This is a genomic window from Rhodopseudomonas sp. NSM (assembly GCF_052445935.1).
GTDB lineage: Bacteria > Pseudomonadota > Alphaproteobacteria > Rhizobiales > Xanthobacteraceae > Rhodopseudomonas.
Map to the genome: position 1 here is coordinate 121,236 of NZ_JBQTCH010000002.1, position 22,124 is coordinate 143,359.

The following is a 22,124-nucleotide window of genomic DNA, read 5'->3' on the forward strand; positions in this document are numbered from 1 at the left end:
TTGCTCAGATCGAAAAGCTCGTCCCGCAGCCGCAGGACGCCGTGGCGTTCGGGTTGTTGACCCGGAACGAGGCGCCGATCAGATCATCGACGAAGTCGACTTCCGAGCCGGCGAGGAACGGTACCGAGGCGGAATCGACCAGAACCACCGCGCCGTCGCGTGCGATCACGACATCGTCGTCGGTCCTGGCGCGATCGACGTCGAATTTGTACTGGAATCCCGAGCAGCCGCCGCCCTCGACGCTGATCCGCAGCATCGCGCCGTCGCCTTCGCCCTTGAGGATCTCGCCGATCCGGCGCGCCGCCCGTTCGCTGATGGTGACGCTTGAGTCGGTCATGTGTCGCTCCATATCCCTCGGGGGATTGTGCCGTCATTGGATTTGCATGCAAGCCATAGTTAAGTGCAGCGTGCCGCAGAATCAAACGGGTCGGGGGTAGCTTCAGCGTGTCGGTCGGAATGGCAGCTCCTCGCGCAGCCTTCAGCTGCGACCCGGACCGTAGCCGCGGCCGGCAATTTGCCGAGCCGCCGAGCACCAACCGCAGCGCCTACCGGCGTGATTGCGATCGGGTGATCCACTCCAACGCCTTCCGCCGGCTGAAGCACAAGACCCAGGTGTTCGTGTTTCACGAGGGCGACCACTACCGCACCAGGCTGACCCACAGCCTGGAAGTCGCCCAAATCGCCCGCGCAATCGCGCGCCAGCTCGGCCTCGACGAGGATCTCACCGAAACGCTGGCGCTGGCGCACGACCTCGGCCATCCGCCGTTCGGCCATGCCGGCGAGCGCGCGCTCGACGGCTGCCTGCGGGAACACGGCGGATTCGACCATAACGCCCAGACGTTGCGGGTGCTGACGGCGCTGGAGCACCGCTATCCGGATTTCGACGGGCTGAACCTGACCTGGGAGACGCTGGAGGGCATCGTCAAGCACAACGGCCCGCTGACCGACCGCGCGGGAGCACCGTTGCGGCGCTATGCCGAGCGCGGGGTGCCGATCGGAATCGTCGAATTCAGCCAGCGCTTCGACCTCGAATTATGGAGCTTTGCTTCGCTCGAAGCCCAGGTCGCGGCGATTGCCGACGACATCGCCTACGACGCCCACGACATCGACGACGGCCTGCGAGCCGGGCTGTTCCGGGTCGATGATCTGCGCGCCGTGTCGCTGACCGCCTCGATCATCGACAGGATCGGTCGGCGCTATCCCGCTCTGGACGAGAGCCGGCGCGGGGCCGAACTGGTGCGCGAGCTGATCTCGCATATGATCAGTGCGGTCGCCGCCGAGACGCTGCGGCGGCTCGGCGAGGCGATGCCGAATTCGGCCGACGACGTCCGTCGCGCCGCAGCGGCGATGGTCGCCTTTCCGGCCGAAACGGCCGCCGCGGAGGCCGAGATCAAGGCGTTTCTCTGGACCCATATGTACCGCGCCGAGCGCGTGATGGCGGTGATGAACGACGCCGAGGCGATCGTCGCCGACCTGTTTCGGCGCTATTGCGACCATCCGGACGATCTGCCGCCGGACTGGCTGCCGGCCGACGGCCCGGTCGCCGAATGCGAGGCCGACCGCTTCCGCCGGATCCGCAATTTCATCGCCGGCATGACCGACCGCTACGCGCTGACCGAACATCAGCGGCTTTTTGACTCGACCCCGGATTTGCGTTAGGCGGCCGGACCGGCCGGCAATGGCCATCCCCCAATCAAAAATGCAGCCATGCCCGATCAAACGACGTCCACGCATCTGTTCGCCCATGTTCTCGCGCGTGTGCACGCGGTCTGCGCCGCGCTGAACGACGAGGGCGTGCTGCCCGCGGGGATCGATCTGTCACGCATCGTGGTCGAGCCGCCGAAGGACTCTTCGCACGGCGACATGGCGACCAATGCCGCGATGGTGCTGGCGAAGGAAGCCCGGTTGAAGCCGCGCGATCTCGCCGAGAAGATCGCCGAGAAGCTGCGAGCCGAGGACCAGATCGCGGAGGTCGCGATCGCCGGTCCGGGCTTCATCAATCTGACGCTGAAACCGGCGGTGTGGGCGCAGGCGCTGCGCGCGGTGCTGGACGCCGGCGCCGGCTACGGCCGCAGCCGGGTCGGCGCGGCCGAGAAGGTCAACATCGAATACGTCTCCGCTAACCCGACCGGGCCGATGCATGTCGGCCATTGCCGCGGCGCGGTGTTCGGCGACGCGCTGGCGAATCTGCTCGAGACTGCGGGCTACGACGTCACCCGCGAGTACTACATCAACGACGCCGGCGCGCAGGTCGACGTGCTGGCGCGCTCCGCGTTCCTGCGCTATCGCGAAGCGCTCGGCGAGGCCATCGGCGAGATTCCGGAAGGGCTGTATCCGGGCGACTACCTCGTTCCCGTCGGCGCAGCGCTGGCCGCCGAGCACGGCAGCGCGTTGAAAGAAATGCCTGAGCCGCAATGGCTTCCGCTGGTACGCGCGAGAGCCATCGCAATGATGATGGAGATGATCCGGGGCGATCTCGCCGCGCTCGCGATCACCCATGAAGTGTTCTTCTCGGAGCGCTCGCTGATCGAGGGCGAACGCAATCGGGTCGCCGACACCATCGATTTCCTGCGCGCCAAGGGCGACGTGTATCAGGGCCGTCTGCCGCCGCCGAAGGGCGCGCCGGTCGAGGACTACGAGGATCGCGAGCAGACGCTGTTCCGCGCCACCGCCTATGGCGACGACGTCGACCGGCCGCTGCTGAAGTCGGACGGCTCCTACACCTATTTCGCCTCCGACATCGCCTACCACAAGGTCAAGTTCGATGCCGGCTTCGGCAACATGGTCGATGTCTGGGGCGCCGATCATGGCGGCTACATCAAGCGGATGCAGGCTGCCATCACCGCGGTGACCGGCGGCGAGGGCGCGCTCGACGTCAAGATCGTCCAGCTCGTCCGCCTGCTGCGCAACGGCGAGCCCGTGAAGATGTCCAAGCGCTCCGGCGATTTCGTCACGCTGCGCGAGGTGGTCGACGAGGTGGGTTCCGACGCCGTTCGCTTCATGATGCTGTTCCGCAAGAACGACGCGGTGCTCGACTTCGACCTCGCCAAGGTGATCGAGCAGTCGAAGGACAACCCCGTGTTCTACGTCCAGTACGGCCACGCCCGTGGCCATTCGATCTTCCGCAACGCCAGGGAAGCGTTCCCGGACCTGCCGGACGCGGCCGAGGCTCGCATCGCCTTCCTGAAGGCCGCGGACGTGGAACGGCTGACCGACCCTGCGGAACTCGATCTGCTGCGACGTCTGGCGCTGTTCCCGCGCACCGTCGAAGCCGCAGCGCTGGCTCACGAGCCGCACCGGGTCGCTTTCTATCTCTATGATCTCGCCAGCGAATTTCACGCGCTCTGGACGCGCGGGCGCGATTTGCCTCATTTACGCTTCATTATCAATAATGATGCAGAGATTACCAAGGCGCGACTGGCAATGGTCCAGGGCGTCGTCTCGGTCCTGGCATCGGGGCTTGCCATTCTCGGCGTCACTGCGCCGGACGAGATGAGGTAGGGGACAGCCGGTCAGATGGGGATCTGTGGCGGCTTTTGAGAGCAGTTGATCTTCTGCGTAAGCGGGTTTGGCGGCTTTCCCGAATGGGACGCGACATCACATGACCAATCGATATCAGGACCGACCTTACCCGGCGGACGACGACGAGGCCCATGCGGCCTACGCCCAGCGCAAGCCCGAGAATGACCCGCTCGCCGAACTCGCGCGCCTGATCGGTCAGACCGATCCGTTTGGGAACGAGCCTCCGCCGTCCGGTCGGCAGTCGTCGCGTGCGACCGACTTCCGCCTGAGCAATCCGCCGCCGATGGAGGACGATGGGCTGCCGTCGCCGACGCCGTCGTGGTTGCAACATCGTCGCGCCGCGGAACCTGCGCCGCCGCCCGCACCGGAGCCGGACTTCAGCCGGCCGCCTTCGTTCGTTACCGCCGTCTCGCCCAGGCTTCCCGATCCCGGTTACGATCAGGCGCCGTTCGATCAGAGATCGTTCGACCAAAATTCACTCGAGCGGGCGCCCGAGGAGCCGGACTATTACGATCCGCGCTACGCCGTTCAGCAGCCATTGCCGCTGGAGCAGCCGCAATTCGTGCCCGGCCGCTACGACGATGCGCTGTATGGCCAACTCGATCCTGCCGACGTGCGCCCGGACCCGAACTATCCCGAAGCGCCGTATGGCTATGATGACGGCTATGCCGAGGAGCCCGCCAGCCGCGCCTACAAGCCTCGCCGCAGCAACATGATGACCGTGGCCGCGGTGCTCGCGCTCGCCGTTGTCGGCACTGGCGGCGCGTTCGCTTATCGCAGTTTCACGAGCGGGCCCCGCACGGGTGAACCGCCGGTGATCAAGGCCGATACCAGCCCGACCAAGGTGATGGCCGCGCCATCCGCCTCCGCGGATGCTGCAGGCAAGCCGATCCAGGATCGACTCGCCGCGGGCAACAATATCGAAGCTCTGGTGTCCCGCGAGGAGCAGCCGGCCGATCCGTCGCGAGCGGGGCAGGGCACCCGTGTGGTGTTGCCGCAGCTCAACCAGAACCCGAATCCGCCGGCGGTCTCTGCTGTCGCGCCCGGTCCAAAGCCGAACCTGCCGCCGCCGAACAATGGCACGATCGCCGGCGAGGAGCCGCGGCGGATCAAAACCTTCAGCATCCGTCCTGACCAGGCCGATCCGGCCGCAGCACCGGTCAATGTCGCAGCTCCTGCGACCCGGCAGGCGTCCCGCACCCCCGCGCCGACGGCTACGGCGCAGCGGCCGGCGACGCGCCAGCTGGAAGACGCCAATGCCTCCGCAGGCAATGCGCCGTTGTCGCTGTCACCGAATTCGGGCGGTTCTCCGGCTCCAAATCAGCGGGTGGCATCGCTGCCGGCCGCTGAATCGGCTGGCGGAGGCGGTTATGTGGTGCAGGTTTCGTCGCAGCGCAGCGAGGCCGACGCTAAAGCTTCCTATCGGGTGCTGCAGGGCAAGTTCCCGTCGGTGCTCGGTCCGCGTTCGCCGCTGATCAAGCGCGCCGATCTCGGCAGCAAGGGCGTTTATTATCGCGCCATGGTCGGTCCGTTCGGAAGCTCCGAAGAGGCCTCCAGACTCTGCGGCAGCCTGAAAAGTGCCGGCGGACAGTGCGTCGTCCAGAGGAATTAACGGCGGTTTCCTTGACCCTGGAGGCGCGCGCGGGCTAAGCGGCCCTGTATGACTTCGCGCGCTTTCATCACCGGGATATCCGGACTTGGCCTGACCGACGACGAGCGCGGATTTCTCCGTGAATCGCGACCGTGGGGCTTCATCCTATTCAAGCGTAACGTCGACAATCCGGCTCAACTCGCTGGATTGGTTCAGCAATTGCGTGCCGAGATAGGTCAGCCAGACGCCCCGGTCCTGATCGATCAGGAGGGCGGACGCGTCCAGCGGCTCGGCCCGCCGCATTGGCCGGCATACCCGCGCGGCGCGGTGTTCTCGGCACTTTACGATATCGATTCGCAGCTCGGCTTGGCTGCTGCGCGTCTCAGCGCCCGGCTGATCGCGGCGGATCTGTTCGACCTCGGCATCACCGTCGACTGTCTGCCGCTGGCCGATGTGCCGGTTGCGGGCGCCGACGCCGTGATCGGCGATCGCGCCTATGGCACCGAGCCCGCCAAGGTCGCGGCGATCGCCCGTGCGGTCACCGAGGGCTTGGAGCAGGGCTCTGTGTTGCCGGTCCTGAAACATATCCCGGGCCATGGACGGGCGACGGCGGACAGCCATTTCCGCCTGCCGACGGTCGATACGCCCCGTGACGAGCTCGAGCGGACCGATTTCGCGGCTTTTCAGCCGCTCGCCGATCTGCCGATGGCGATGACCGCACATGTTGTGTTTAGCGCCCTCGATCCCGCCCAACCCGCGACGACTTCTGCGACAATCATCGATCAGGTGATTCGCAAGCGAATCGGGTTCCAAGGATTGCTGATGAGCGACGACGTCTCGATGAATGCGTTGGAGGGCACGATCGCGGATCGCGCGCGCGCGAGCCTCGCGGCCGGCTGCGACGTCGTCCTGCATTGCAACGGCAAGCTCGACGAAATGCGGCAGGTGGCCGCCGAGGCGACGGAGCTGACCGGCCTGGCGCTGCAGCGCGCAGAGGCGGCGCTGGCGTCGCGCAAGCCGCCGCAACCGTTCGACCGCAGAGCCGCACGCGCCGAACTCGAAACCTTGGTCGTCCGCGCAGGGATGAGCGCATGACTGCTGAAATTCTGCAATTCGACACTGGCCGGCCTGCCGAGCAGGTCGACCAGGACGAGGCGCTCGTCATCGACGTCGAGGGCTACGAAGGCCCGCTCGATCTTCTGCTGACGTTGGCGCGGCAGCAGAAGGTCGATCTGCACAAGATCTCGATCCTGGCGCTCGCCGACCAATATCTGCTGTTCATCGAGGAAGCGCGCAAGATTCGCCTCGAACTCGCCGCTGACTATCTGGTGATGGCGGCGTGGCTGGCGTTTTTGAAGTCGCGGCTGCTGCTGCCGGAGCCGCCGGCGGCCGAAGGCCCGAGCGCCGAAGACATGGCGACCGCGCTCGCCAACCGGCTGCGCCGGCTGGAGGCGATCCGCGAAGCCGCCAACCGGCTGATGACTCGGCCGCAGCTGCAGCGCGAGATCTTTCCACGCGGCCTCGCGGAGGCGATCGATGAGATCAAGCATCCGAAATTCACCGCGACCCTGTACGACCTGCTCAGCGCCTACGCGACGCAGCGCCAGTCGCGCGTGCTCGCCAGCGTGCATCTGGCGCGGCGCACGGTGTGGTCGCTGAGCGAGGCGCGCGCGTCGCTGGAGCGGCTGGTCGGCCTCGCCGAGGACTGGAGCCGGCTCGACGAGTATCTGCTGCGTTATCTCGCCGATCCTTCGCAAAAGGCAACGGTGCTGGCGTCGAGCTTCGCCGCGGCGCTGGAGCTGGTGCGCGAGGGCGAAGTCGAATTGCATCAGTCTGGGCCTCTCGCGCCTTTGTATTTTCGTAAGCGTCCGCCGTCTCCAGCGATGGAAGCGGCGGCCGTGCCGGACGTTCCGGCAGGGTAGTGGAAGAAGGAGAGCGAGCCATGGCAAGTCTGGCGGAGAAGCGCATCGTGGAGTTCGAACCCAAAGTCGAACAAGCCGAGGTCAGCGCCGAACATCAGCCGCAAACCCGGCCCGAGGAATTGCGCCTTCTCGAAGCCCTGCTGTTCGCCTCGACCGAACCGCTCGATCAGTCGGCGCTCGCCAAGCGAATGCCGGACGGCGTCGACGTCAAGGCGGCGCTGATTCAGCTGCAGGCGGACTACGCGCATCGCGGCGTCAACCTCGTGCGCATCGCCAGCAAATGGACCTTCCGCACCGCCGGCGATCTCGCCTGGCTGATGACGCGCGAAACCACCGAGACGCGCAAGCTGTCGCGCGCCGCGATCGAGATGCTGGCGATCATCGCCTATCACCAGCCGATCACCCGCGCCGAGATCGAAGAGATCCGCGGCGTGGTGACGTCGAAGGGTACGCTCGACGTGCTGCTGGAGACCGGCTGGATTCGGCCGCGTGGCCGCCGCAAGACTCCGGGCCGGCCGCTGACTTTCGGCACCACCGAGAGCTTCCTGTCGCAGTTCAGCCTCGAGGCGCTGAGCGACCTGCCGGGTCTCGAAGAGCTGAAGGGCTCGGGGCTGCTCGATACAAGACTGCCGACCGGCTTCAACGTGCCGACGCCGTCGGACGATCCGGCGCTGCGTGAGGACGAGGATCCGCTGGAGTCCGGCGATCTCGAACTGGCGCTCGCGCCGGTCGCCGACCCGGAGTTCGACGAGGCTGGTGCCGGCGAGACCGCCGTAGATCGGCCCGCCGAGGCGGAGTCCGCTTCGGCTGCGACCGTCGAGGCTGAAATCGGCGCATCCGAAGCCGGCCTTGCCGAGACGTCCGACGATCAGCCCGCTGAGGCCGAGGTCGGCTTCGCCGAAGCCGACGAGGGCGACCCGGACGCCACGGATACCGGCGCCGCGAACGAGGCGGTGCCGGAGACGCTCGAACACGATCAGTTCGACGACGAAACGGGCGCGTCGGACGCTGCGGATACCGAAACCGCGGAGCTTGATACCGCTGAGCCCGACGAATCCGAGGCGGACGACGACAACGGCGACCGCAAAGGCGGTCACGAGCCGGTCTGACTCGCGTTCGTCGCGACGGCAGGAACCTCTTGCCGCGACGATCACGACGCCGTTGTCGCGGCTTAAATCCTTGTTTTTGGTGGCTCTTGCCCCTAGTTTCTGAGAAAGGGCACGGGCTGGCGCGCCGGTCGAGTTTCGGGAGATTGCAGGATGGGTTCACTCAGTATCTGGCACTGGATCGTCGTTATCGCGGTGGTCCTGCTGCTGTTCGGTCGCGGCAAGATTTCCGACCTGATGGGCGACGTCGCCCAGGGTATCAAGTCCTTCAAGAAGGGCTTGCAGGACGATGAAAAGACTGCCGAAAAGCCTGACGCGGTGAAGTCGCTCGATCACAATGCGACGCCCGGCGCCACGCCGAATCGCACGGATGTCGGCAGCAAGGCGGTCTGAGACCGGACGCCATCGCCGGGCATTGCCGCTGCGAAAATCGCTGCGGCAAACTTGTGACAAACCGAAGGCGCTTGTGGAACACCGCTCTTGTCGTCGAAGGCGGCCTCGGGCACAACACCGCTTCGGGCAGGAGTGATCGCTGAAGCGGCTGCCGATGTCGGCCCGCAAGCGCAGTTTGGCATCTTCGGCAATTCTCATGTTCGACATCGGGTGGAGTGAACTGATCGTGATCGGAGTCGTCGCACTGGTCGCGATCGGCCCGAAGGAACTACCCGGCGTGCTGCGCATGGTCGGGCAGTGGATGGGCAAGGCGCGCAAGCTCGCCGGCGAATTCCAGGGGCAGTTTCAGGAAGCGATGCGGGAGGCCGAAATGGCCGACCTCAAGAAGTCGTTCGACGAGGTTAAGGAGGCCACAGCCGGCCTGTCGACCAACAACATGCTGACCAAACTCGGCAGCGAACTCTCGGACGCGGCATCGCTCGACAAGAAGGACACCATCGACACGCCGCCGGTCGAGCCGACCACGCCGGTGCCGCCGACGCCGGAGACCTTCATCGAGGCCACCACGCATGAGGCCGTCACCGGCGAGCCGCTGGCGATCGTCAGTGAAGCGCAGGCCGCCGAGCACGGCACGCTTCCGGTGCCGGCCGAGACCCACGCGCTCGCCACCGCCGACCTGACGCCGCCGGATCTGGCGCATCCTGCGCCCGCTCACATGTCCGAACCCGCCCCCTCCGAACCCGCCAAGGACGCCAAAGCCTCATGAGCGCCGAGGACATCGAGGCCTCGAAGGCGCCGTTGATGGATCACCTGATCGAGCTGCGTGCGCGGCTGATCAAGGCGCTGCTCGCCTTCGGCATCGCCTTCATCTTCTGCTTCTTCTTCGCCAAGCAGATCTACAACGTGCTGGTGTGGCCGTTCGTCTGGGTCGCGGGCGCGGAGAATTCGAAATTCATCTACACCGCGCTGCTGGAATACTTCCTCACCCAGCTCAAGCTGGCGATGTTCGGCGCCGGCTTCATCTCGTTCCCGATCATCGCCACGCAGATCTACAAATTCGTCGCACCCGGCCTCTACAAGCACGAGAAGAACGCCTTCCTGCCGTATCTGGTGGCGACGCCGGTGTTCTTCGCGCTCGGCTCGCTGCTGGTGTATTTCATCGTGCTGCCGATGCTGGTGCGGTTCTCGCTCGGCATGCAGCAGATCGGCGGCGACGAGACCGCGCAGATCCAGCTGCTGCCCAAGGTCGGCGAATATCTGTCGCTGATGATGTCGTTGATCTTCGCCTTCGGCCTCGCGTTCCAGCTGCCGGTGATCCTGACGCTGCTCGGCCGCATCGGCGTGTTGACCTCGAAGCAGCTGCGCGAGAAGCGCCGCTATTTCATCGTCGGCGCCTTCGTCATCGCGGCGGTGCTGACGCCGCCCGACATCATCAGCCAGATGTCACTGGCGCTGCCGCTGATGGTTCTCTACGAGGGCTCGATCTTCGCCGTGGCGTTCGTCGAGAGGGATCTGAAGGCCAAAGCGGCGGCGGCAGCGTCGGCCGATTCGACCGAGGCCCCACCGCCGGCTGCGGGGTAGGACTCTCTACGCATTTTGCCGTCATCCTGAGGAGGCCGGCATCGCCCGAAGGGCGAAGCCGGTCGTCTCGAAGGATGGCCGCGGGGCGCACTTGCCGCGCGCAGTCCGCGTCGCCGCATCCTTCGAGGCTCGCTGCGCTCGCGCCTCAGGATGACGACTCAGCGGATAAGGACGAGCGCTTCGCTGTTTCAAAACGGGGCCAATCGCGCTACTGCAGAGCCCTTCTTTGCGCCGGTTTCCAGGACTAGACCCATGCACGACATCAAAGCGATCCGCGACAATCCGCAGGCGTTCGACGCGGCGTTCACACGGCGCGGGCTCGATCCGATCGCGGACAGCCTGATCAAGCTCGACGAGACCCGGCGCTCCGCGATCCTCGCCTCCGAACAGGCGCAGGCTCGGCGCAATGCGGCGTCGAAGGAAATCGGCGACGCCAAGAAGACCAAGGACAACGCGCGCGCCGACGCGTTGATGGCCGAGGTCGCCGAGCTCAAGCTCACCATGCCGGCGCTGGAAGCCGCGGTGAAGGAGGCCGACGAGGCGCTGAAGAAGGCGCTGTCGGAGATCCCGAACCTGCCGCTCGCCGAGGTGCCGGAGGGCACCGACGAGCACGGCAATGTCGAGCATCATCGTTTTGGCGCCAAGCGCAACTACGCGTTCACGCCGAAGCCGCATTACGATCTCGGCGAGGCGCTGGGGATGATGGACTTCGAAGCCGCCGCGAAAATCTCGGGCGCGCGCTTCGTCGTGCTGAAGAAGGGCCTCGCCCGGCTCGAACGCGCGATCGGGCAGTTCTTCCTCGACGTCCACACCGGCGAGCACGGTTACACGGAAGTGAACCCGCCGCTGTTGGTGAAGGACGATGCGATGTTCGGTACCGCGCAGTTGCCGAAGTTTCGAGACGATCAATTTTCCACTATGCGGCTTTGGAGCGACGAAGAGATTTCTGAGTTCGCTGCTGCGCAGAGCGCTAACAATGCGGGACGTCTGCTCGATGAGCTCCAGAATATGCAGAGCGAAGAACGTTCTCAGGAGGAAATTCGAGCACAGATCAATCAGCACTACTTTGATTTAGAGAGGGCCGCCGCAGATGTGTTCTTCCGCCAGGGCGCTAATGAGCGGTTCTGGCTCATCCCCACCGCCGAAGTCTCGCTCACCAATCTCGTGCGCGAGTCCATCCTCGACGAGAAAGAACTGCCGATGCGGCTGACGGCGTTGACGCCGTGCTTCCGTGCCGAGGCGGGGGCTGCGGGGCGGGATACGCGCGGGATGATCCGGCAGCATCAGTTCACCAAGGTCGAACTGGTGTCGATCACCACGCCGGAGCAGTCCAGGGACGAGCACGAGCGGATGCTCGCCTGCGCCGAGGAAGTGCTACGCCGGCTCGGGCTGCACTACCGCGTCATGACTTTGTGCACCGGCGACATGGGCTTCGCCTCGCAAAAGACCTACGACATCGAAGTGTGGATGCCGGGGCAGGGCGACGGCGGCGCCTACCGCGAGATTTCGTCGTGCTCGGTGTGCGGCGACTTCCAGGCCCGCCGGATGGATGCGCGTTCGCGCGGGCCGGACGGCAAGCCGCGCTTCGTCCACACGTTGAACGGCTCCGGCACTGCGGTCGGCCGCGCGCTGATCGCAGTGATCGAGAACTATCAGCAGGAGGACGGCTCGATCGCCGTGCCCGACGCGCTGCTGCCCTATATGGGCGGGCTGAAAGTGATCGCGAAGTAAGCTGATGAATCTCCCCGTCATTGCGAGGAGCACCCGGATCGGCGCTCCGCGCCGTCCGAGCACAGGCTCCGCGACGAAGCAATCCAGCTCTGTGCGCTGGGCCCTGGATTGCTTCGCTGCGCTCGCAATGACGCTGCTACTTGCGGCGGTGTTGTTCGTTATCAGCTCTTCGACTCCCGCTTTCGCCCAATCGCCCGCCGAGCTGATCTCGCAGTTCCGCGCCAAGAACGGGCAGGGCAAGGTCGTGCTCGACGCGACGCTCAACGCCGTCGCGCAGGAGCAGGCCAGCGCGATGGCGGCGAAGGACGTGCTCGATCACGACGTCGCAGGCTCGTTCACCTCGCGCGTGGCGCGATCGAACGCCGGCAGCGCCGCCGAGAACATCGCCTATGGCTACGCCGATTTTCCGCGCACGCTGGGACAGTGGATCAACTCGTCGGGCCACCGCCGCAATTTGCTGCTGAAGGGCGCGTCGAAAGTCGGCATTGCCAACGCCAAGAGCGCCAGCGGCCGGACCTATTGGGCGATGGTGATCGCCGGCGACTACGAGAAGCCGAAGCCGAAACCTGAATCGAAGCCGGCCAAGGACAAGGCCGGAAAGGACAAGCCTGCCAAGGACCAATCCGCCAAGGACAAGCCTGGCAAGGAGAAGTCTGGCAAGACCAATCCGAGCAAGTCGGAACCTCAGCCCAAGCGCGACTGCACCATCAAGCTGCTGGGGCTCTGTATCTGACCTCCATGTTCCCCGGGCGCGCCGCGGCACGCAGTGCCGCCGCGCAGATCCGGTGTCCCGGTCGAGGGCGGGTGCGGTCGCATTTCGGTTGAATGTGCAACCGCTGCATCCGCAACATGTCGTCCCCGCGCAGGCGGGGACCCATATCCCCCGGCTTTTCAAGTTGAAGAAGGGCCTCTGCCGCAGCGATTCAATCGAGATGCTGCGGCGTAGGAGTCCCCGCCTGCGCGGGGACGACGTGCTGATAGGCAACGGCCAAAACGCTGCGCGGCACCGCGCCCGGGGCGAGGGATCACTCTGACGCCACCTTGTGCGACTTCGCGGCGGCGAGGTCGCGGTCCATCAAGGCGCGGCAGCCGGTCGAGAGCTTGGTGCGGTTGCTGCGCATGCAGGCGGTGATCTTCGGGATGCTGGGAATTTCTGACGCGCACAGCTTGAAGGCGTCGTTGGTGCACATCTGCGCCGCTTCCGAGCTGTAGGCGAAGCTCGCGGTCGAACCTGCGGGGAGCAGGGCCGCGACGAGCAGCGCGAAACCGATGCGGCGGATCATCTGCGTGCGGGTGGCGGTCATGGTCGGCTCCTTGGGTCGGCCGCGGCGCGGCGTGTCGATGGCTGAACCCTGCCATCAACGTTCCCCGACAACTGTGATAGGCATCACACGGAAGCGGCGGCCGCTATTTGCCTCGCGGTCGTCCGCCGGATAAGACCACGTCCATCACCGACGAACTGACGAAAGGCGCCCGAACGACATGCGGATTCTGTGCACCAATGACGATGGCATCCATGCGCCCGGGCTCAAGGCGGTCGAGGAAATCGCCCGCGCGCTGTCCGACGACGTCTGGGTGGTGGCGCCGGAACTCGACCAGTCGGGCGTGTCGCATTCGCTGTCGCTGAACGATCCGCTGCGGCTGCGTGAAGTCGGTCCGCGGCATTTCGCGGTGCGCGGCACCCCGACCGATTGCGTGATCATGGGCGCGCGGCACATTCTCGGCGACAAGGCGCCGGATCTGGTGCTGTCGGGCGTCAACAGGGGCCGCAACGTCGCCGAGGACGTGGTTTATTCAGGCACGATCGCCGGTGCACTGGAAGGCACCATTCTGGGTTTTCCGTCGTTCGCGCTGTCGCAGGAATTCACCCTGGAGACCCGCAACACGCCGCTGTGGGACACCGCGAAGGCGCACGGTCCCGAGATCCTGCGCAAGGCGATCAAGGCCGGCGTGCCGAAGAACACCGTTATCAACATCAACTTCCCTGCCTGCGCGCCCGACGAGGTCCTTGGCGTGCAGGTGACCCGGCAGGGCAAGCGCAATCAGGGTTTCCTGCGGATCGACGAGCGCCACGACGGCCGCGGCAATCCGTATTTCTGGATCGGCTTCGAGCGCATCGCGGTGGTCGACATACCGGCGGAAGGCACCGATCTGGCCGCGCTCGCGGCGCGCTACATCTCGGTCACGCCGCTGCGCCTCGACCGCACCGACGAGGCGTTCTCGGCGACGCTGGCGCAGACGCTGGGGTGAGGTCTGTAGGGTGGGTTAGGCGCATTTGCGCCGTAACCCACCATCTTTGCTAAGCCTGCCTCGGTGGGTTACGCGCTGCGCGCTAACCCACCCTACGACTCCGAGGAACCTACGCCGCGCCGCGCAACGTGGTGTCGAGCAACAGCTTCAGCGATTCGATCTGGAACGGCTTCTGCAACGCCGGGCGGTCGCGGTAGTTTTCCGGAACGCCCTGGGTGCCGTAGCCGGTGGCGAAGATGAAGGGGCGGTTGCGCGCCGTCAGCACGTCGGCGACCGGCGAGATCACCTTGCCGTTGACATTGACGTCGAGGATCGCGACGTCGAATTCGGTCGTACCGGCGAGCATGACGGCTTCGTTGATCTCGCCGGTTTCGGCGGCGACGCTGAAGCCGAGCTCTTCCAGCATGTCGACGACCATCATCCTGATCATCGCCTCGTCTTCAACCAGGAAGACAGAGCGGGCCGGCTTGTCGATCGTCATTGGGTATCCCCTTGGAGCCCGCCCGCAATCTGGGTTGGCATCTCGATTGTAAACTCGCAAAAACCCCAGTGCAAAGCAATCGCAACCTGCTGCGGCGGCAATGCAACCAAGCACAGGCTTGCCAGAAATCCCTCGTCCATCCAACAATTTGATCGAATCGCGGAATTCGGCGATGGAACCCGGGCCGCTGCGGTCCCGTGCCGGCCGAGCGAGGGGCGATGATCACCGTGGCGGCGCCGCCGGAAAAGATGCTGTTTCAGCTGAGCCTGCGACGCCGCGGCATCAGTGATCGCGGGGTGCTGCAGGCGATGGAATCGGTGCCGCGGGACCGGTTCGTCGATCCGGTGCATCGCGACAGCGCCTGGCGCGACACCGCGCTGCCGATCGCCTGCGGCCAGACCATCAGCCAGCCCTTCGTCGTCGCCTACATGACCGAGCAGCTCCAGCTCCAGCCCGGCCACCGCGCGCTCGAGATCGGCACCGGCTCCGGATACCACGCCGCGGTGCTGTCGCGGCTGGTGCGCGACGTCGTCAGCGTCGAGCGCTTCAAGACGCTCGCCGACCGCGCCCGCGCCCGGCTCAAGGAGCTGAACTACGCCAATGTCGAGGTGCTGCTCGGCGACGGTTTCGCGCTGCCGGAGGGGCAGGGTACCTTCGACCGCATCCTGGTCACCGCGGCGATGGCCGAGCTGCCGCAGCCGCTGCTCGACCTGCTCGACCCCGACGGCATCCTGATCGCACCGATCGGGCCGGGCAACGGGCGGCAGACGCTGATCCGGGTGCAGCGCAAGGCCGACGGCTTCCTGCGCAAACCGCTGGTGGATGTGCGGTTCGTGCCGGCGCTGCCGGGCATCGCCCGCGAGCTCTGAGCGTCGCACGTCAATACCCGTCGTGACGCAGGGTTAAACGCTTGTTTACTGACGACGTGTTTACTCAATTTACCTTGAGTTGCGTATGAGTGAGTAACCATGTCCCGCGTAGTCGAGTTGCTTTGCTCGCGCCGCGCTCCGCAAGTCGCGGTGCTGGCGTTCGTTTCGGTCGGATTCAGCGCGTGCAGCGCGGACATGCAGACCCGTTTTCAGCAGGCTCCGTTCGGGCCTGTCGAAACCACCGGGTCGGTGCAGCGACCGTCGCCCCCGCAGCAGCGCTATTCCGAGCAGCGTGAGCTGCCGCAATATGCGCGGCCACAATATCAGACCGCCCAGCCGCATTATCAGTCGCAGGCGTTGCCGCCGATCTCCGCGCCGCCGTCCTATCCGGTCGCGGGAGGGGGCAGCGGCATGTCCGGCGGCGGACGCGGCGTCGGGTCGTACGAGCCGCCGCCGCGCGCGCCGCTCGATGCGACCGGAACCGTGGCGCCGCGTTCGGTCGCCTCCGCACGGCCGGCTCCCGCGCCGGCACCTGTTGCGGCCAGCGGCACCACCATCATCGTCGGCACCAGCGATACGCTGGAAGGCCTGTCGCGCCGCTACAACGTTCCGACCGCCGATATTCTGCACGCCAATGGCTACAAGGGGCCGCGCCGTCTGCAGCCCGGCCAGTCGCTGGTGATCCCGAGCCGCACCGCCAGCCTGCAGGCGCCGGCCGCCGCGCCGCCGGTTGCCCGTCCGGTCGCTTCGGCCCCCGCGCCGGCGGCTGCCGCCACTCCGCCGCGGGTGCACTACGTCAACAGCGGCGATACGCTGATGAACATCGCCCGCCGCAACAACATCTCGCTGAGCGAGCTGGCCCGCGCCAATCGTCTCGACACCAACACCCGGCTCAAACCCGGCATGAAGATCAACGTGCCGGGCAGCCGCGCGACCGCAGCGGCGGCAGCACCTGCCCAGGTCGCGGCCGCGCCGGCCGCTGCCCCGGTCGCCGCGCCGCCGGTGCGGATGGCGGCCGCCGTGCCGGCCGATCCGGTGCAGAAGGCGCGTCTGGTCGCGCCGACCGAAACGCCGGCCGCGGCAGCGCCCGCCGAAGCCTCGCCGGTCAAGGCGGCCGAGGCGACCGGCGCGCTGCCGAGCTTCCGCTGGCCGGTGCGCGGCCGCGTCATCACCGCCTACGGCGCCAAGACCAACGGCAAGTCGAACGACGGCATCAATCTCGCGGTGCCGGAAGGCACCCCGATCAAGGCCGCCGAAGACGGCGTCGTGGCCTATTCGGGCAACGAGCTGAAGGGCTACGGCAACCTGGTGCTGGTGCGCCACTCCAACGGCTACGTCACCGCCTACGCGCATGCCAGCGAGTTGATGGTCAAGCGCGGCGAGACCATCAAGCGCGGCCAGACGATCGCGAAATCCGGGCAGTCGGGCGAGGTCGGCTCACCGCAGCTTCACTTCGAGATCCGCAAGGGATCGTCCCCGGTCGATCCGCTCAAGTTCCTCAACGGCGCCTGAGCAACGCCGTCTAGGGAAGTGCCTGACAAGCGAAATGCCCGGCCGAAACGCCGGGCATTTTTTTGGCGAAGTGCGGCGCCGCGCCTAGCGGACGTCGAACTTGTAGGACGCCTGCACGAAGGTCCCGTAGCGCTCGACGCGGATCGGCAGCAATTGCGTCGCGACGGGACTGCCGAACCCGGCGGTCTCCACGTCGGTCGCCCACATCGCCCAATAGCGGCCGCCGACACCGACGTTGAACGTCGGAGTCACGTCGTAGCTGAGGATCGCTTCGAGCTGAACGCCGCGTCCCGTTCCCCAGGCCGGGGAATTCTTGTCCGGGACGTCGGTCCGATTGTGGTGGACGTCGAGCGCGGAGATGTGCGCGTAGGGCAGATAGGCCGCGTCGACCGTGAGCTTGGCGCCGGGCGCAATGGCCAGGCTGCCATTCGCTCCGAGCCGCAGCGAGTGCCAATCCTCATGCTGGGTGATCGCGATCTGGCTGGTCGGATCGGGGACGCTGCACGGCGAGGGCAGGCCGACCAGCGCGATCTGCGCGCAGCCGAACGCATCCTTGCGATCGCGATAGAAATTGTAGCCGGCGAACACGCCGAGCTTGCCGGTGGCGTCGCCGAGCAGATCGATGCCGGCGTCCAGCGTCGCGTAAGCAATCGTGCCGGTCACCTTGCCATGATAGGTGTTCGAATAGGCTGCAGCGAAGTTCGGGTCGGTCGGAAACCAGTCCTCGTCGTTCATCTTGCCCGCGACCAGCCCGCCGCCGCCGGCGAAGCCCTTCAGGAACAGCTTCCGCGGGCTGTCGATCCGCCAGAACACTTCGCCCGAATGACCTTCGCTTTCATAGGTCAGGCGCGAGACCAGATGGTCCTGCTGGGCGTTGACGGTGTTGAGCGTGAGATCGTTCTGGTAGCGACCGCGGCTGTACCAATAGCGGGCGCCGACATCGAAATGCCAAGCCGCCCATGGGCTCGTGGCCGGCGCTTTCACGGGCAGGAGCGGGGTCAGTTCGGCGATGCCGGCGCCGCGTCCGAAGTAATAGTTCAGTCCGAGCTTGACCAGATGCATATCCTGCCGGGCCTGCGTCGCTGCGCCGACGGTATTGATCAGGCTGGAGGGATCGTTCGGGATCTGCAGAAATCCGCCATTGGGGCTGTCGATCCCGCGACGACCGAACGCCGCATAGTCGTACTCGGCCTTGACGGTCCAGCCGGACGACAACCGGTATTCGAGGCCCGCACCCACGGTCCAGCCCCAGCGCGTCGCGTCGAGCTTCGTCGCCGGCTGGTTCAGATAGTCGGCCGCATTGGTGGTCATGGTCAGGTCGCCCGCCAGAACCGCGGCGCCGCCTTTGAGGTAGGCCAGCGAGCGCCCTTGCGGTCCGAACACGCGACCGATCCGCCCGGTGACGCTGCCGAGCGCGTGCTCGCGGACGCGGCAATTCGCCGACACGAACTGGCCGGAGTAAGCAAGGCAGGTGTCGGTGCCGTCGGCGTCGAGAGCGGATGCGTCCAGTTCGATGCCGAGCACCCAAGGCGAGCCGGGCACTTGCCAATTGTAGCCCGCCTGCAGGCCGGCGAGCGCCTTCGGCACGCGGATGGTATCGCCATAGATCGACTGTCCGTAAGGGTTGTCGACCTTCACCGTTCCAAATCCGGCGCCCAGATGCGTGCCGACATAAAATCCTGTCCAGGTCCAGACGGCGCTTGCGAGCGGAGCTGCAGGCCGCGCGAGATCCGCGGCCTGTGAAGTGCCGGACGACGTGAGAAGCGCGGCTGAAAGATAGAAGACGGATATGCGCACGGCGTTTTGCCCCCAAAGTCGCCATCGACATCTGGTCGAGACGGCGGCCGCGAGCGACGATCGCCTCGACGAATCGAGGTCGTAGTTTAGGGTCGGCCGGCTTCGCTTGCGAAGCGGAAAGTCGCTGCGGCGATTACTTGCCGCCGAGCCGCACCTTCAGCCGGCCGGCGAGGTCCTGCACGAACTGCCAGGCGACGCGGCCGGAGCGCGAGCCGCGCGTCGTCGACCATTCCAGCGCCTCGCGCTGCAGCGCGTCGTCGTCGATGCTGATTCCGTAGTGCCCGCAATAGCCGCGCACCATCGCCAGGAATTCATCCTGGCTGCATTTGTGGAATCCGAGCCACAATCCGAAGCGGTCCGACAGCGACACCTTCTCCTCGACCGCCTCGCCGGGATTGATCGCGGTCGAGCGCTCGTTCTCGACCATCTCGCGCGCCAGCAGATGCCGGCGGTTGGAGGTCGCGTACAGAATCACATTGTCGGGCCGCCCCTCGATGCCGCCCTCGAGCACCGCCTTCAGTGACTTGTACGAGGCGTCGTTGCCGTCGAACGACAGGTCGTCGCAGAACACGATGAAGCGATCGTCGGAAGCGCGCAGCAGCGTCATCAGCGCCGGCAGGCTTTCGATGTCCTCGCGGTGGATTTCGATCAGCTTCAGCGTGCCGGCGACATCGGGCCGGGCGTTGACATGAGCGTGAGCCGCCTTGACCAGCGACGATTTGCCCATGCCGCGCGCGCCCCACAACAAAGCGTTATTGGCGGGCAGGCCGGTCGCGAACCGCAAGGTATTATCGATCAGGGTGTCGCGCATCCGGTCGATGCCCTGCAGCAGATCGAGATCGACCCGGCTGACTTTGGGAACCGGCGTGAGCCGTCCTTCCGGATGCCAGACGAAGGCCTCGGCGCCGGCCAGCGTCGCCTGCGCAGACGGGGCGGAAGTGCCCGACAGATGCGCGGAAATGCCTTCCAGCGCGCGTGCGATGCGCTCAAGCGTCGCCGAATCCGGGGCCGCTGCGGCGGGCTGGCGCGCGGTGCTGCGGCGCTTTGCGGCTGTTTTCTTGGCCGCCGGGCGGGCGGGTTTGGATTTGGTCTTCTTGGCCATGCTTGCACTTCCTGTTTCGGCAGCCATATCGGTCTGCGACAGGCCGGGCAAGCGGCGGAAATGAAGGGCAAATGAGAGGGTTGGCGGCGTTGCAATTGGGACCGCGGCCGCTATAGTCCGCGCGAATTTGCGCCCCCCGGACGTCGCCCCCGCGCCGCGCCGGCTCGCTTTTTTCACGGGGAATCCGGATGTTTGTTACTCCTGCATTTGCTCAGGCCGCTGCCGCCGGCGGCGACGCCAACAGCATGCTGATGTCGCTGCTGCCGTTCGCGCTGATCTTCGTCATCATGTATTTCCTGATCCTGCGTCCGCAGCAGCGCAAGGTGAAGGAGCACGCCGAGCTGGTGAAGAACATTCGCCGCGGCGACACCATCATCACCTCGGGCGGCCTGGTCGGCAAAGTCACCAAGGTGGTGGACGACGACCAGATCGAGTTCGAGATCGCCGACGGCATCCGCGCGCGCCAGATGCGCCAGATGATCACCGGCGTCCGCACCAAGGGCGAGCCGGTCAAGGACGTCCCCGAGAAGGGCAAAGGCAAGACAAAGGACGCTGCGAAGGATGGCGAGGCGAAAGCCGAGCCGGCCAAGGACGACACCGCGTCGAGCTGACGCGGTCGCTGCGCCTTTCTGGTTTCTGACGGGACAACTCGATGCTGTATTTCACACGGTGGAAGGCGCTGGCGGTCATTCTGACGGCGCTGGCGGTGTGCCTTTGCGCCGTTCCGAACTTCTTCCCCGACCACACCGTCAAGACCTGGCCGAAATGGGCGCAGCGCCATCTGGTGCTGGGCCTCGACCTGCAGGGTGGTTCGCACATCCTGCTCGAGGTCGACGCCAATTCGGTCAAGAAGGACAAGCTCGATTCGGTGCGCGACGATGCGCGCCGGGTGCTGCGCGAAGCCCGGATCGCCTATACGGGCCTGGCGACGAAGGGCGATCAGGTCGAGGTCCGGATCAGCAAGGAGAACGAGGTTCCTACCGCGCTCACCAAGCTGCGCGAGCTGTCGCAGCCGCTCGGCGGCTTGCTCGGCTCCAATGGCCAGCGCAGCCTCGACGTCACCGACGCAGGCGGGGGCCTGATCCGGCTGACGGTGCCGCCGGCGGCGATCGCCGAACGGGTGCGCCAGTCGGTCGACCAGTCGATCCAGATCGTCGAGCGCCGCGTCAATGAACTCGGCACCGTCGAGCCGCTGATCCAGCGCCAGGGCGCCGACCGCATTCTCGTGCAGGTGCCGGGTCTCCAGGACCCGACCCGATTGAAGGAACTGCTCGGCAAGACCGCCAAGCTCGACTTCCGCATGGTGGATTCCTCGGTCTCGCCCGAACAGGCGCAGGCCGGCCGCGCGCCGTCGGATTCCGATGTGCTGATGAGCTCGTCGTCACCGAAGCAACCTTACGTCATCAAGAAGCAGGTGCTGGTGTCCGGCGCGGATCTCACCGACGCGCAGCCGGGCTTCGACCAGCGTACCAGCGAGCCGATCGTCAGCTTCCGCTTCAACACCAACGGCGCCCGCAAATTCGCCCGCGCCACCACCGAGAATGTCGGTCAGCCGTTCGCGATCGTGCTCGACAACGAGGTGATCTCCGCGCCCGTGATCCGCGAGCCGATCACCGGCGGCTCCGGCCAGATTTCCGGCAGCTTCACCGTGCAGCAGGCCAACGACCTCGCGATCCTGCTGCGCGCCGGCGCGCTGCCGGCGCCGCTGACGATCATCGAGGAACGCACGGTCGGCCCCGGCCTCGGCCAGGATTCGATCGAGAAGGGCGAACTCGCGGCCTATGTCGGCTCGATCCTCGTGATCATCTTCATGCTGCTGACCTACCGGCTGTTCGGCGTGTTCGCCAACATCGCGGTGGCGGTCAACGTCGCGATGATCTTCGGCGTGCTGTCGCTGCTCAACGCCACGCTGACGCTGCCCGGCATCGCCGGCATCGTCCTCACCGTCGGCATCGCGGTGGATTCGAACGTGCTGATCTACGAGCGCATCCGCGAGGAGCTGCGCGCCGGCCGCAACGCGATCTCGGCGATCGACGCCGGCTTCAAGCGGGCGCTGTCGACGATTCTCGATTCCAACATCACCACCTTCATCGCCGCCGCGGTGCTGTTCTACATCGGCACCGGGCCGGTGCGCGGCTTCGCGGTGACGCTCGGCATCGGCATCATCACCACCGTGTTCACCGCCTTCACCGTGACCCGGCTGATCGTCGCCACCTGGGTGCGGTGGAAGCGGCCGCAGACCGTGCCGATCTGACGCCCATCATCCG

Annotated in this window: 21 protein-coding genes; 16 read left to right on the top strand and 5 right to left on the bottom strand. The window is 66.1% G+C overall.

What is annotated here, in order from left to right; all coding sequences use genetic code 11:
- Positions 1–4: 4 nt before the first annotated feature.
- Positions 5–337 carry an iron-sulfur cluster insertion protein ErpA gene (gene erpA / locus ACTZWT_RS04790; RefSeq protein WP_322517099.1) on the bottom strand — a complete coding sequence of 111 codons (333 nt, stop codon included), beginning with the start codon at positions 335–337 and terminating at the stop codon, positions 5–7.
- Between the two features lie 107 nt (positions 338–444).
- Here erpA and ACTZWT_RS04795 point away from each other — a divergent pair, with 107 nt between their 5' ends.
- The 11 genes from ACTZWT_RS04795 (at position 445) to ACTZWT_RS04845 (ending at position 12,579) form a co-directional block, all read left to right on the top strand.
- The gene (locus ACTZWT_RS04795) at positions 445–1,659 is read left to right on the top strand and encodes a deoxyguanosinetriphosphate triphosphohydrolase (RefSeq protein WP_444768577.1); all 1,215 of its coding nucleotides are present in this window, start codon (positions 445–447) and stop codon (positions 1,657–1,659) included.
- 48 nt (positions 1,660–1,707) lie between these two features.
- On the top strand, positions 1,708–3,501 hold the full coding sequence (gene argS / locus ACTZWT_RS04800; RefSeq protein ID WP_444768578.1) for an arginine--tRNA ligase: 1,794 nt from the start codon (positions 1,708–1,710) through the stop codon (positions 3,499–3,501).
- 100 nt (positions 3,502–3,601) lie between these two features.
- Positions 3,602–5,134: an SPOR domain-containing protein gene (locus ACTZWT_RS04805; RefSeq protein ID WP_444768579.1), complete on the top strand. Its 1,533-nt coding sequence runs from the start codon at positions 3,602–3,604 to the stop codon at positions 5,132–5,134.
- A gap of 48 nt (positions 5,135–5,182) precedes the next feature.
- Positions 5,183–6,208, top strand: a complete 1,026-nt coding sequence (gene nagZ, locus ACTZWT_RS04810) for a beta-N-acetylhexosaminidase (protein WP_444768580.1) — start codon at positions 5,183–5,185, stop codon at positions 6,206–6,208.
- Positions 6,205–7,035 (top strand): segregation and condensation protein A, encoded by an 831-nt coding sequence (locus ACTZWT_RS04815; RefSeq protein WP_444768581.1) that lies wholly within the window; start codon positions 6,205–6,207, stop codon positions 7,033–7,035. The genes nagZ and ACTZWT_RS04815 overlap by 4 nt, the downstream gene beginning before the upstream one ends.
- Before the next feature lie 20 nt (positions 7,036–7,055).
- Positions 7,056–8,144, top strand: coding sequence for an SMC-Scp complex subunit ScpB (gene scpB, locus ACTZWT_RS04820; protein ID WP_444768582.1), 1,089 nt, complete (start codon positions 7,056–7,058; stop codon positions 8,142–8,144).
- Between the two features lie 150 nt (positions 8,145–8,294).
- On the top strand, positions 8,295–8,534 hold the full coding sequence (locus tag ACTZWT_RS04825) for a twin-arginine translocase TatA/TatE family subunit (RefSeq protein ID WP_444768583.1): 240 nt from the start codon (positions 8,295–8,297) through the stop codon (positions 8,532–8,534).
- A gap of 196 nt (positions 8,535–8,730) precedes the next feature.
- A complete protein-coding gene (tatB, locus tag ACTZWT_RS04830) occupies positions 8,731–9,300 on the top strand; it encodes a Sec-independent protein translocase protein TatB (protein WP_444768584.1) in 570 nt (189 codons plus the stop codon).
- Positions 9,297–10,115, top strand: coding sequence for a twin-arginine translocase subunit TatC (gene tatC / locus ACTZWT_RS04835; RefSeq protein WP_444768585.1), 819 nt, complete (start codon positions 9,297–9,299; stop codon positions 10,113–10,115). The genes tatB and tatC overlap by 4 nt, the downstream gene beginning before the upstream one ends.
- A gap of 252 nt (positions 10,116–10,367) precedes the next feature.
- Positions 10,368–11,846, top strand: a complete 1,479-nt coding sequence (serS, locus tag ACTZWT_RS04840) for a serine--tRNA ligase (RefSeq protein WP_444768586.1) — start codon at positions 10,368–10,370, stop codon at positions 11,844–11,846.
- Between the two features lie 127 nt (positions 11,847–11,973).
- Complete coding sequence (locus tag ACTZWT_RS04845; RefSeq protein ID WP_444768587.1) at positions 11,974–12,579, top strand: CAP domain-containing protein; 606 nt, start codon at positions 11,974–11,976, stop codon at positions 12,577–12,579.
- Positions 12,580–12,871: 292 nt separating this feature from the next.
- On the opposite strand, the gene ACTZWT_RS04850 is transcribed toward ACTZWT_RS04845, so the two are convergent.
- Positions 12,872–13,150 (bottom strand): hypothetical protein, encoded by a 279-nt coding sequence (locus ACTZWT_RS04850; RefSeq protein ID WP_444768588.1) that lies wholly within the window; start codon positions 13,148–13,150, stop codon positions 12,872–12,874.
- A gap of 178 nt (positions 13,151–13,328) precedes the next feature.
- On the opposite strand from ACTZWT_RS04850, the gene surE reads away from it, so the two are divergent.
- On the top strand, positions 13,329–14,096 hold the full coding sequence (gene surE / locus ACTZWT_RS04855; protein WP_444768589.1) for a 5'/3'-nucleotidase SurE: 768 nt from the start codon (positions 13,329–13,331) through the stop codon (positions 14,094–14,096).
- 109 nt (positions 14,097–14,205) lie between these two features.
- On the opposite strand, the gene ACTZWT_RS04860 is transcribed toward surE, so the two are convergent.
- Positions 14,206–14,577, bottom strand: a complete 372-nt coding sequence (locus tag ACTZWT_RS04860) for a response regulator (protein WP_444768590.1) — start codon at positions 14,575–14,577, stop codon at positions 14,206–14,208.
- Positions 14,578–14,795: 218 nt separating this feature from the next.
- Here ACTZWT_RS04860 and ACTZWT_RS04865 point away from each other — a divergent pair, with 218 nt between their 5' ends.
- Complete coding sequence (locus ACTZWT_RS04865) at positions 14,796–15,446, top strand: protein-L-isoaspartate(D-aspartate) O-methyltransferase (RefSeq protein ID WP_444768591.1); 651 nt, start codon at positions 14,796–14,798, stop codon at positions 15,444–15,446.
- A 99-nt stretch (positions 15,447–15,545) separates the two neighbouring features.
- Entirely contained in the window at positions 15,546–16,958 is a 1,413-nt protein-coding gene (locus ACTZWT_RS04870) for a peptidoglycan DD-metalloendopeptidase family protein (RefSeq protein ID WP_444768592.1), read from the top strand.
- Positions 16,959–17,042: 84 nt separating this feature from the next.
- Here the strand turns inward: ACTZWT_RS04870 and ACTZWT_RS04875 are convergent, their stop codons facing one another.
- On the bottom strand, positions 17,043–18,755 hold the full coding sequence (locus ACTZWT_RS04875; RefSeq protein ID WP_444768593.1) for an outer membrane protein: 1,713 nt from the start codon (positions 18,753–18,755) through the stop codon (positions 17,043–17,045).
- A gap of 133 nt (positions 18,756–18,888) precedes the next feature.
- Positions 18,889–19,857 carry an ATP-binding protein gene (locus ACTZWT_RS04880; RefSeq protein WP_444768594.1) on the bottom strand — a complete coding sequence of 323 codons (969 nt, stop codon included), beginning with the start codon at positions 19,855–19,857 and terminating at the stop codon, positions 18,889–18,891.
- A 188-nt stretch (positions 19,858–20,045) separates the two neighbouring features.
- Between ACTZWT_RS04880 and yajC the strand changes: the two genes are divergently transcribed.
- Both yajC and secD read left to right on the top strand, forming a co-directional pair.
- Entirely contained in the window at positions 20,046–20,468 is a 423-nt protein-coding gene (gene yajC / locus ACTZWT_RS04885) for a preprotein translocase subunit YajC (RefSeq protein ID WP_444768595.1), read from the top strand.
- 41 nt (positions 20,469–20,509) lie between these two features.
- Positions 20,510–22,111, top strand: a complete 1,602-nt coding sequence (secD, locus tag ACTZWT_RS04890) for a protein translocase subunit SecD (protein ID WP_444768596.1) — start codon at positions 20,510–20,512, stop codon at positions 22,109–22,111.
- The last annotated feature ends 13 nt before the right edge of the window (positions 22,112–22,124 follow it).